This is a genomic window from Collinsella aerofaciens, from assembly GCF_039752955.1.
Taxonomy (GTDB): Bacteria; Actinomycetota; Coriobacteriia; order Coriobacteriales; family Coriobacteriaceae; genus Collinsella; species Collinsella aerofaciens_BI.
On record NZ_JBDMHB010000056.1, the window covers coordinates 1 to 10348 of the forward strand.

The 10348-nt window shown below is 62.1% G+C and carries 9 protein-coding genes and 1 tRNA gene; 5 read left to right on the plus strand and 5 right to left on the minus strand.

Annotation, left to right across the window (positions count from 1 at the left end; genetic code table 11):
- Positions 1–88 precede the first annotated feature (88 nt).
- Both cbiD and cobM read right to left on the minus strand, forming a co-directional pair.
- The gene (gene cbiD / locus ABHR75_RS09165) at positions 89–1273 is read right to left on the minus strand and encodes a cobalt-precorrin-5B (C(1))-methyltransferase CbiD (RefSeq protein ID WP_346964163.1); all 1185 of its coding nucleotides are present in this window, start codon (positions 1271–1273) and stop codon (positions 89–91) included.
- A 1-nt stretch (position 1274) separates the two neighbouring features.
- Complete coding sequence (gene cobM, locus ABHR75_RS09170; protein WP_055286466.1) at positions 1275–2066, minus strand: precorrin-4 C(11)-methyltransferase; 792 nt, start codon at positions 2064–2066, stop codon at positions 1275–1277.
- A 458-nt stretch (positions 2067–2524) separates the two neighbouring features.
- On the opposite strand from cobM, the gene ABHR75_RS09175 reads away from it, so the two are divergent.
- The 5 genes from ABHR75_RS09175 to ABHR75_RS09195 all read left to right on the plus strand — a co-directional run bounded on the left by ABHR75_RS09175 (position 2525) and on the right by ABHR75_RS09195 (position 7990).
- Entirely contained in the window at positions 2525–3451 is a 927-nt protein-coding gene (locus ABHR75_RS09175) for a sirohydrochlorin cobaltochelatase (protein WP_196026065.1), read from the plus strand.
- A 145-nt stretch (positions 3452–3596) separates the two neighbouring features.
- Positions 3597–4130, plus strand: coding sequence for a hypothetical protein (locus tag ABHR75_RS09180; protein WP_035138217.1), 534 nt, complete (start codon positions 3597–3599; stop codon positions 4128–4130).
- A 4-nt stretch (positions 4131–4134) separates the two neighbouring features.
- Entirely contained in the window at positions 4135–5706 is a 1572-nt protein-coding gene (locus tag ABHR75_RS09185; protein ID WP_346964159.1) for an ABC transporter substrate-binding protein, read from the plus strand.
- Positions 5707–5728: 22 nt separating this feature from the next.
- Positions 5729–6751: a FecCD family ABC transporter permease gene (locus ABHR75_RS09190; protein WP_055309484.1), complete on the plus strand. Its 1023-nt coding sequence runs from the start codon at positions 5729–5731 to the stop codon at positions 6749–6751.
- The gene (locus ABHR75_RS09195) at positions 6752–7990 is read left to right on the plus strand and encodes an ABC transporter ATP-binding protein (RefSeq protein ID WP_346964160.1); all 1239 of its coding nucleotides are present in this window, start codon (positions 6752–6754) and stop codon (positions 7988–7990) included.
- 95 nt (positions 7991–8085) lie between these two features.
- On the opposite strand, the gene ABHR75_RS09200 is transcribed toward ABHR75_RS09195, so the two are convergent.
- The 3 genes from ABHR75_RS09200 to ABHR75_RS09210 form a co-directional block, all read right to left on the minus strand.
- The gene (locus tag ABHR75_RS09200) at positions 8086–8697 is read right to left on the minus strand and encodes a TetR/AcrR family transcriptional regulator (RefSeq protein ID WP_346964161.1); all 612 of its coding nucleotides are present in this window, start codon (positions 8695–8697) and stop codon (positions 8086–8088) included.
- A 116-nt stretch (positions 8698–8813) separates the two neighbouring features.
- Complete coding sequence (locus ABHR75_RS09205) at positions 8814–10121, minus strand: lysylphosphatidylglycerol synthase transmembrane domain-containing protein (protein WP_346964162.1); 1308 nt, start codon at positions 10119–10121, stop codon at positions 8814–8816.
- A 150-nt stretch (positions 10122–10271) separates the two neighbouring features.
- A tRNA-Glu gene (locus tag ABHR75_RS09210) sits at positions 10272–10348 on the minus strand.

The following is a 10348-nucleotide window of genomic DNA, read 5'->3' on the forward strand; positions in this document are numbered from 1 at the left end:
CTTCGTATCCGCAAGCGAGCGGCGCGCCTTCATGACCACCTTCGTCCCCGGCCAGCCGATTGCGCGGCGCACCCCGCACAGCACGCCTTTACTCATACGTCGCCCCCAATTCCCCGATAACTGCATCGGCGCCCGACGTGCGGAAAAGCTCGCGGCGCTCGGCGTCGAACACGACCGCGGCGATGTCGCATGCGCCCGCCGCGCGGCGGCGCAACCTGTCCTCGATTGCCGCAGCGAGCGAGGCACGCGCAGCGTCCCCCACGCCGGCGGCCTCGATTACCTCGAGCGCCGCCGTGGTCGTGACCGACGACATGATCTCGCGCACGGTCTTCGCGCCCGCGCCGGCCAAGGCCGCGTGGGCGGCCAGAATCTCCGCGCGGCAGTCGGCGGTACGCGAATGGGTGTCCATGATGCCGCCCGCGACCTTCACCAGCTTGCCGATGTGTCCCACAAGAAGGACATTGGTAAATCCCTCGCGAACGCAGCAATCAATCGCATCGCCCACAAAGTTGGAGATGAAGACCACCGGCGCACCGTTTAAGTGGAAATGCCCCGAGATGAACTGCCCGCCGTAGTTGCCGGGCGTGAGCACGACTCCGCGCCGCCCCATAGCCGCATGCTGCCGGATCTCGAGCTCGATGCTGTCGCGCAAGGCAGCGAGGCTGCGCGGCTCGACGATGCCCGTCGTGCCCAGGATGGAGATGCCGTCTTTTATCCCCAGGTGCGGGTTGAAGGTCTTTTCGGCAAGGGAAACACCCTCGGGAACCGAAATCGTCACAGCAATATTTCCAGAAAAGCCGTGCGCGGCGCACACCTCGCGCACCGCCGAAGTGATCATCGCGCGCGGCGTCGCGTTGATGGCGGCCGCCCCCACCGGCTGCTCGAGCCCGGGCAACGTCACGCGCCCCACGCCCACGCCGCCATCGACGGAAACTTCCGATTCGTGCGCGGGCACGTCCTTGCTGCCCGCAGCACCCGTGCCCGACCCCGCATGTTCCACGCGCGCGTACACGAGCACGCCGTCGGTCACATCGGCATCGTCGCCTGCGTCCTTTCGCACGGCGCACTGGGCGCACCCCTCGCCGATGCATGCGTCGACCACGTTCGCCTCGACGGGCAGCCCGCCGGGGGTGACGATCGACACGCGGCCGACGGGCTTTCGTGACAAAAGCATCTCGCAGGCCGCCTTCGCCGCGAGCGCGGCGCAGCTCCCCGTGGTGTAGCCGCAGCGCAGGCGGGTCGTCCCGGTATATATGTAGTGCTCGAAGGCCACGCTAGCTGCTCGCCTTCCGATACCCCGTGGCAAACGAAGGGTCGTAAAGCTTGCTGCGCTCGTACGACTCTGCTTGCGCGCCGTTGTGCGAAAACCCGCCGCGAGCTCCGAGCACGCGGCCCACCACCACGAGCGCCGTGCGGTCGATGCCCTCTCGCGCGCCCGCATCGGCGAGCGTGCCCACTGTGCATCGCACCACGCGCTCCTCAGGCCAGGTCGCCTTGTACACGAGCGCGGCCGGCTCGTCGGAGCTGCGGCCCGCGGCCAAAAGCTCGGCGGAAAGCTCGGCGAGCATACCCGAGCTCAGGAAGATGACCATAGTCGAGCCACTTTCCGCCATGGTGCGCATGCCCTCGCCCGCGGGCATGGGGGTACGTCCGGAAAGCCGCGTGATCACGACCGACTGGCTGATTCCCGGCAGCGTGTATTCCTGGCGAAGCGCCGCCGCGGCACCGCAAAAGCTCGACACGCCGGGCACCACCTCGTAGTCCACGCCGCGCGCGTCGAGCGCGTCCATCTGCTCCTGGATGGCGCCGTACAGGCACGGGTCGCCCGTGTGCAGGCGCACCACGTCCTCGCCCCGCGCATCTGCCGCGCACATCACGTCGAGCACTTCCTCCAAGGTCATGTGCGCGCTGTCGTAGACGATGCAGGATTCCTTGCACTCAGCGAGCAGCTCGGGGTTCACAAGGCTTCCCGCCCAAACGACCACGTCGGCTGCGCGCAGAAGGCGCGCCCCGCGCAGCGTGATAAGGTCGGCGGCGCCCGAGCCTGCGCCAACGATATGAATCATCCGAGCCTTCCCTTCCCGTTTCTCATCGCAACCGTTTACGCCGCCATTCGCACAGCGGGCAAAACACGGCGCCTGCGGCGGCAATCGGCGCAAATACGCAGGCAGGAGGCGCAATGCCGCCCGCCCTGGCTTTGACACGTTCACAAGTGCCCACTATCATAGTAAAAGATTCGGCAACGAGCATATGACAATCGGATAAAAGGAAATGACCGGCGCGGCGCCCGCACAGCCCGCGCTGGCTTGCGGAGGGAACCAGGTGGGAATCCTGGGCAAGGGACATTACTGTATAGGACGCGCGGGCGAACCGCCTCGCGCCCCAAGCCAGACTGCTTCGCCTTTTCCTCACGGCATCGCCGTGGCGTTAGCTCCTTGTGAACCCCGAGGGGTGCGCTTTTCTTTCGCTTGTGCCGACAAGCAACTGTCGCCGGGGGACCGGCAAACCGATGAAAGGAAAAACCATGTCCGACCAGATGTCACGCCGCGGCTTCATGGGCGCCGCAGCAACCGGAGCCGTCGCTCTCGCCGGAGTCGCGCTCGCGGGCTGCTCCAACACCTCCGCGAGTTCCGAGAAATCGAGTGAAAAGGAGAAGGCCGTGAAGCCGGTCATCCTCGTCACGAGCTTCGGCACGAGCTACAACGACTCGCGCCACATCACCATCGGCGCCATCGAAGACGCTATCCGCGAGAAGTACTGGCAGGACTACGACATCCGCCGCGCCTTCACCGCGCAGATCATCATCGACAAGCTGAAGAAGCGCGACGGCATCACGATCGACAACATGACCGAGGCGCTCGACCGCTGCGTGGAAGACGGCGTGAAGGAAATCGTCGTGCAGCCGACGCATCTCATGGGTGGCCTGGAATACACCGACGTGAAAGACGAGCTCGACAAGTACGCCGACAAGTTCGACAAAATCTCGCTCGGCGACCCGCTGCTCACCTCCGACGACGACTACAAGAAGGTGGCCGCAGCCATTAAGGAGAACATGGCGTCCTTCGACGACGGCAAGACGGCGCTGTGCCTCATGGGCCACGGCACCGAAGCCGATTCCAACGCCGACTATGCCAAGATGCAGGAAGTGTTTAAGAACGAGGGCTTGACGCAGTTCTTCGTCGGCACCGTCGAGGCTGAACCGACCTGCGAGGATGTTATCGCCGCCGCGAGCGCCGCAGGCTACAAGAAGGCCGTGCTCGCGCCGTTCATGGTGGTCGCGGGCGACCACGCGAACAACGACATGGCAGACGAGACCGACCCCGACAGCTGGGCTGCGAAGTTCGTGGCCGCCGGCTTCGAAGTGACGTGCCTGCTCCAGGGTCTGGGACAGAACGTCGCGGTCGACGACATCTACGTCGCGCACGTGGACGACGCCATCGCCAAGCTGTAAACTCGCCGCGCACGGGGGCGCCGGTCGCGTCCCCGTGCAACGGGCATGCGCCTTCCCCGACTGACGGCGCATGCCCGTTGCATTCGCATCCCGCCCGCCCACCGCACGGCGCGGACGGTCGAAGCGATTGAAAGGAACCCCCTCCATGTTGAAGAAAACCCTCGCCTTCGCCCTGTCAGCGGCGCTTTTCGCGTTCTCGCTCGCCGGCTGCGGCGGAAATTCAATCGACAGCGCAAAGGCAAGCGATGCCGATTCCCAGGAAAAGACCGAACAGGCGGCCGATGCGCCCGAGGGCGCAAGCGCTGCCCCCATCACCGCCGACAAGGTGGCCGACGGCACCTATCCGATCACCGTAGATTCCAGCTCGAACATGTTCAGGATTGTGGACGCCCAGCTCATCGTGGAAAACGGCTCCATGCACTGCGTGATGACGCTTTCCGGCACGGGCTACGGCAAGCTCTTCATGGGCACGGGCGACGAGGCTGCCGCCGCGAGCGAGGCCGACTTCATCCCCTATGTGGAAAACGCGGAAGGCAAGTACACCTACGACGTGCCCGTTGAAGCGCTCGACGAGGACACCGCCTGCGCCGCGTGGAGTATTAGAAAAGAGCAGTGGTACGACCGCACGCTCGTGTTCGAATCCGCCGGCGTCGATCTGCGCGCCGACGCACTGAAGTAACGCCATGCGGTCGATTCTTCCCAAGGGGGAAAGCAGGAAGCGTCGCAGCATCGCGGTGCGCGCGATCGCCTGCGTTCTCGTCGCCCTGTTCGCGCTTCCCTTCGCGGGGTGCAGTGCGAGCCCGAACGCGACCGGTGGCACGGCAGGCTCTCAGGAATACACTGTGAGCGTCTCGCTCTCCGGCGGGTCAGGGCGCGCAAGCATCGCCTCACCCACCACAATTGTGAAGGATGGCGACACCTACACCGCGACCATCACCTGGTCGAGTTCGAACTACGACAAAATGACCGTCAACGGCGTGGACTACGCGCCCGTAAACGACGGCGGCAACTCCACGTTCGAGATACCCGTCACGCTCGACGAGGACATCGCCGTGTCGGCCGAGACCGTCGCCATGTCGACGCCGCACACCATCGACTACACGCTCCACTTCGACTCATCCACCATGAAGGAGAAATCGGGCGACGATGCAAGCGGCGGCTCCCCTGCGGGAACGGCTTCAAGCGCCGCGGCCGACTTCCACAACGCCGATTTGGGCTGCGGCTGGGAGCCGACGGGGGCGCTTCAGCTTGAATACGCCGAGCACTTCACTGTCGACGAGTACGAAGGCGGCCTGCGGCTTATCTGCATTTCGAACGGGGAGCGCTTCCTCGTGGTACCGCAAGATGCGAAGGTACCTGATGGGTTGAGCTCCGACATCGCGGTCATAAGGCGTCCCGCCAACAAGGTGTACCTCGTGTCGTCGGCGACGATGTGCCTGGTCGACGCGCTCGATGCGAACGACAACATCCTCATGTCGGGCACGAAGGCCGACGATTGCTCGGTCGCGGGCTTCAAAAGCGCACTCGAAAGTGGGGCGATCGCCTACGGCGGCAAGTACAGCGCGCCCGACTACGAGCGAATATCGGCCTCGGGCTGCACGCTCGCCATCGAGAACACCATGATCAACCACACGCCCGATGTGAAGGAAAAGCTGCAGAAGCTCGGGCTCGTCGTGCTCACCGAACAGTCGTCGAGCGAGCCCGAAGCACTCGGGCGCGTCGAGTGGATTAAGCTTTTCGGCGTCCTGTTCGACAAGGAAGACGAGGCCGCGCACCTGTTCAACGAGCAGAAGGCCCGCGTCGAGCAAACGTCGAGGCTCGCGTCGTCAGGTAAAACCGTGGCGTATTTCTACATTAACTCGAACGGGGCCGCCGTCACGCGGCGGGCGGGCGACTACGTGGCGCAGATGATCGAGCTTGCAGGCGGCAACTACGCGCTCGATGACGCGCAGACGGCGTCGACGTCAGGTTCGTCAGTAACGCTCGAAATGGAGCGCTTCTACGCGACGGCGAAGGATGCCGACATTATCGTCTACAACGGCACCATCGACGAATCGGTTACCACCTTGAACGACTTCGTAGGCAAAAACGCGCTATTGTCGCAGTTCAAAGCCGTGAAGAACGGCAACGTCTGGGTCACAAGCGCCGACGTGTACCAGCAGATGACTTCCACCGCCGACATTATCGACGAGCTGCACGGGGCGTTCACCGGCGATGACGCGAGCAACTTCCATTATCTGAGGAAGCTCGGCTAGCGCCATGAGAAGCCGGCTTTCCATGACATACGACGAATCGGGGCGCGCCGCGCGGTGTCGCGTCGTGACTGCGCTGCTCGCTGTTGCCCTCATCGTGCTCGTCGGGGCCAACCTGTGCATCGGGAGCGTGCTCGTGCCCGCAGACCACATCCCCGGCATCCTTTCGGGAGGCGCGGCCAATTCCATGGAAATCCAGATCATCTGGGAGATTCGTCTGCCGCGCGTGCTTTCAGCCGTGCTTCTCGGCGGGGCACTTTCGCTCTCCGGGTTCCTGCTGCAGACGTTTTTCAACAACCCCATCGCCGACCCGTTCATCTTGGGCGTCTCCTCGGGCGCAAAGTTCGTCGTCGCGCTTACGATGATCGTGCTTCTGGGCGCGAACCAGGCCATGTCCTCGCCGGCCATGGTGGCCGCAGCATTTCTGGGCTCGCTTATCACCATCGGCTTCGTGCTCCTCATAGCACGGCGCATAAGCTCTATGGCCATGCTCATCGTGGCGGGCGTCATGGTGGGATACATCTGCTCGGCGGCGACGAACTTCCTCATCGCCTTCGCCGACGACCAGTCCATCGTGAACCTGCACAACTGGTCCTTGGGTAGCTTCTCGGGTTCGAGCTGGGACGACGTCGCGGTCATCGCGGTCGTGGTGATCACCGTGAGCGCATGCGTATTCGCGATATCGAAGCCCCTTTCCGCCTTCCAGCTGGGAGAAGCCTACGCGAAAAGCGTCGGCGTGAACGTCTCATGCTTCCGCGTGGTGCTCGTCCTTCTAGCGAGCATGCTCTCCGCCTGCGTGACCGCGTTCGCTGGTCCGGTGTCGTTCGTAGGCATCGCGGTTCCGCATCTCGTTAAGTCGGCGCTAAAGTCGTCGAAGCCCATCCGCGTGATTCCTGCGTGCTTCTTGGGAGGCGCCATCTTCTGCGCGGGCTGCGATTTAATCGCGCGCACGCTGTTCTCCCCCGTCGAGCTTTCCATCAGCGCCGTCACCGCCATCTTCGGCGCGCCGGTGGTTATCGCGCTCATGTTGAAGAAGCGGGTGAGGTAGATGGGGAAATTTGTGCCGCGGCCCAAAACGCTCCGAGCGGAGTCGAACCTCGAAACCCCGGTCGAAACGCAGGCTGACGGAGCGCCGCTTTTCCGCATAAGTGACCTGTCGGCGGGCTACGACAAGAAGGTCGTAGTCGAAGGCGTCGATCTGGAGGTTCGCGCGGGCGACGTCGTGGCGCTCATCGGGCCGAACGGCTCTGGCAAGTCGACCATCTTGAAAACCATCACACGCCATCTGGCACCGCTTGCCGGCGCGGTCGAGCTCGACGGGCGGGAGATTTCCCGATGGAAGACGGCGGAGTTCGCAAGGAACCTTGCCGTTATGCTGACAGATCGCCCCCGGACCGAGCTCCTCACCTGCCGCGATATCGTAGAGGCGGGAAGGCATCCCTACACCGGGCGAATGGGCACACTCTCGCCCGACGACCATAGTCGGGTCGATGAGGCCATGAAAACCGCACATGTGGAAGAGCTCGCCGAGCGCGACTTCATGCAGATAAGCGACGGGCAACGCCAGCGCGTCATGCTCGCGCGCGCCATCGCGCAGGATCCGCGTGTGCTCGTTCTCGACGAGCCCACGTCGTATCTCGATATCCGCTACCAGATCGACCTGCTACGAATACTTCGCCACCTTGCGAAATCGCGGAATGTGGCTGTCATCATGTCCATCCACGAACTCGAGCTCGCGCAGAAAAGCGCCGACAAGGTGATTTGCGTGAAGGACGGCCGGGTCTTCCGCGCCGGCGCACCCGAGGACATATTCACGCGCGAGACGATTGGCGAGCTCTACGGCCTTCAACATGCCACCTTCAACGAGCGCTTCGGCAGCGTGGAAATTGGGCGCTCACACGGCGATGCGCACACGTTCGTCATCGCCGGCGCAGGTACGGGGTCAGCTGTGTTTCGCCAGCTCATCCGGCAGGGCAAGGCGTTCTACGCGGGCATTCTGCACGAAGGGGACATCGACTGCGAGCTCGCGCGCGACCTGGCGACGGAATGCGTGGCCGAGCGCGCCTTCGAGCCGATCGGGGATAAAACCATAGCCCGCGCCAAAGAGCTCCTCGTCCACTGCGCGCGCCTTATCGTGTGCCCCGCCGCCTTCGGCACCATAAACGCCCGCAACGCAGAGCTCGTCGAGTTTGCACGCTCGCATGGTATCGAGGTCATGCGAGCGTGCGAAGGCGCATCGGAGGATTCCAAAATTGGAGTGGGAAGGATAAACTGGACTTTCTTTTAAGGATCCTCAGGCTACAGCTCCTACGCCGGCAAGGTCTCCAAGGCGCCGGAGAACCTCAGGAACAGGAATTTCCACGCCGACGAGCCCAACTAGGCCTAATCCAAGCGAGATTCCAGACTCGACAGACCATTGAGAGTCAGATCGTTGGCGACCTCAGAGACGCGCTCGATAGGAACCGAGCCGTCAGACAGCGCCCACGTGCGATAGATACCGATAATACCCGACAGCAAAAACGCCAGATAGTAGTCGAACATCTCGTCCTTGAGACCTTGGGGCAGCAGATCGCGCTCGGCAATCTCATGTTCGAGCGGCGCACGAAGACGAGCCATGAAATCATCGAGCGGAATAATCTCGATCAGCTGACGATTGAGCACTAAGTTGTTGCACAGTGCCTCATTAACGGTTTTAAAGAAGGTCGCCGCCGCGCCAAGAGCGCGCTCGCTGGTGTCACCGTCCATAGAAGCAAGCGTTTTCTCGACCGAGTCGACAATCATCTCCACCACATCGACGGCAATGGCATCGAGCAGGCCGTCAACCGTACCAAAGTGAACGTAAAAGGTCTTGCGGTCGACATTGGCCTCGCGCGCGATGGCACTCACCGTAATGTCTGCCAGCGGCTTTTCCATGAGCAGGCGCTCGAAAGCCGAAAGGATGGCATTACGGCTGCGAACGATGCGGCGATCAAGACGCGGTTTGCTGGTTGCCATGGGCGTGTCCCTTCGATATGCAAGCATTCATCAACAGATGAGAGATAATCTACGTAAGAGGATTATCCCCCATACAGCACAAATATGCCCCGCATCATGAAGAACGCACGACTGCCCTACTGCGACTTGGTATGCTTCTTCTTATTGAGTGCCGACGGAGATACGCGAATACCATCGCCTGTCTGGCGCACATAGGCTTTATGAGCCGGCTTAGCGGTCCCAGAAGCCTTCTGAGCGCGCTTCTTGGGATCAACGGTAACAGCATTCGTGGGGTGCGGCATAGTGGGCGCAGAGGGCGTCTGAGGCGTGCGGCCGAGCTTGCGCATCACACGATCCCAGCGCGCATGGATGCTCTCGTTGTGGGCGCTCTTAAGTCCCAGCAGGGGCGCAGCCAAAATGGTCGGCGCAATAAACGTAATGAGGCGCCACAGCAGATAGCCGGCGGTCGAAGCCGACCCAAAGAAATGACCCAAGAACAATGCAAAGCCGCCCTCAGCGCCACCAGTTCCACCGGGCAAGGGAACCGCAGAGCTCAGCAGCTGGACAAAGGCGCTCGCGGCCATGACCGAGAAAAAGTCGACCTCGTGGTGGCCAAAGGCAAGCATCAGGAAATACGGCACCAGATAGAAAAACGCGAGCTGCAGCATGGTGATGACCACCGTGAGCAGCATGGAAGAAAAATGTCCGGCCGAAAGCTTGAACTTCTCGGAGAAGGAGTAGATCTCGCCATCGACAAACGTGTGCCATCCCTCGATCTTAGTGGCCGAGACGCCTATGCGCTCGAGCCAATTAATGATGCAATGGGCGACGCGCGTGACGGTCTTAGGCATGAGCGCGACGGCGAAGATGCCCAGCAAGATGCAGCAGTGCCCACCAAAGCTAAAGACACACAGCAGCGTCATGTCGCCATAGCGCTCGGCAAAAAACGGCATGCGAGCAAGCAGTAGGATAGCGCCCCAGGCAACGAGGCCAAACTGATACACGATAAAGCGCGTGAACTGCGTGGCGCCAGCCTCGCCCACGTTTTGGCCGGCCTTGGTCAGGCGATAGATCTGAGCCGGGGTGGAGCCCATCATCATGGGCGTCAGGTTGCCAAAGAAGATGCCGCTCGCCTCGACCGAAATCAGGTCGCGGATGCCGACGGGTGAATATGGGTCGAGCCAGACAGCGATCGCATAGGCCACAATGCCAAAGAACAGATACATGAACATGCAAAGACACGCGACAACGAGCCATGGCGCCTGGACGCTCGACATTGCGGCCCAGAACTGCCCCATCTGCCCGGTTACCACCAGATAGACGATATAACCCACCAGCACGACGCCGATAAAGATGGCGCCGCGGCGTGCGCTCTTATTGTCATCTCCGCCCGAGGCCTCAACCTCGACCTGGGGCTTAGACGTATGCTGAGAGGACTCCGTCATGAGACTCCTTCTAACAGTCAAAATATCTTGGATATTGTACCCGCAAGGACCATAGACAGAACGCAAAGCTCTGGTTCAAACGGGAATTGCAGACGGTTGTTTGAAAATAAAAAACCCGGCCTTCCATGGGAAGTCCGGGTATCAAATGCGTGGTAGCCCGTACCAGATTCGAACTGGTGATCTCCGCCTTGAGAGGGCGGCGTCCTAAACCGCTAGACGAACGGGCC

Bases quoted from the DNA above. Each gene is read 5' to 3' on its own strand.
- cobM (WP_055286466.1), bottom strand. From the start codon at position 2,066: ATGATTCATATCGTTGGCGCAGGCTCGGGCGCCGCCGACCTTATCACG.
- ABHR75_RS09175 (WP_196026065.1), top strand. From the start codon at position 2,525: ATGTCCGACCAGATGTCACGCCGCGGCTTCATGGGCGCCGCAGCAACC.
- ABHR75_RS09180 (WP_035138217.1), top strand. From the start codon at position 3,597: ATGTTGAAGAAAACCCTCGCCTTCGCCCTGTCAGCGGCGCTTTTCGCG.
- ABHR75_RS09185 (WP_346964159.1), top strand. From the start codon at position 4,135: ATGCGGTCGATTCTTCCCAAGGGGGAAAGCAGGAAGCGTCGCAGCATC.
- ABHR75_RS09190 (WP_055309484.1), top strand. From the start codon at position 5,729: ATGACATACGACGAATCGGGGCGCGCCGCGCGGTGTCGCGTCGTGACT.
- ABHR75_RS09195 (WP_346964160.1), top strand. From the start codon at position 6,752: ATGGGGAAATTTGTGCCGCGGCCCAAAACGCTCCGAGCGGAGTCGAAC.
- ABHR75_RS09200 (WP_346964161.1), bottom strand. From the start codon at position 8,697: ATGGCAACCAGCAAACCGCGTCTTGATCGCCGCATCGTTCGCAGCCGT.
- ABHR75_RS09205 (WP_346964162.1), bottom strand. From the start codon at position 10,121: ATGACGGAGTCCTCTCAGCATACGTCTAAGCCCCAGGTCGAGGTTGAG.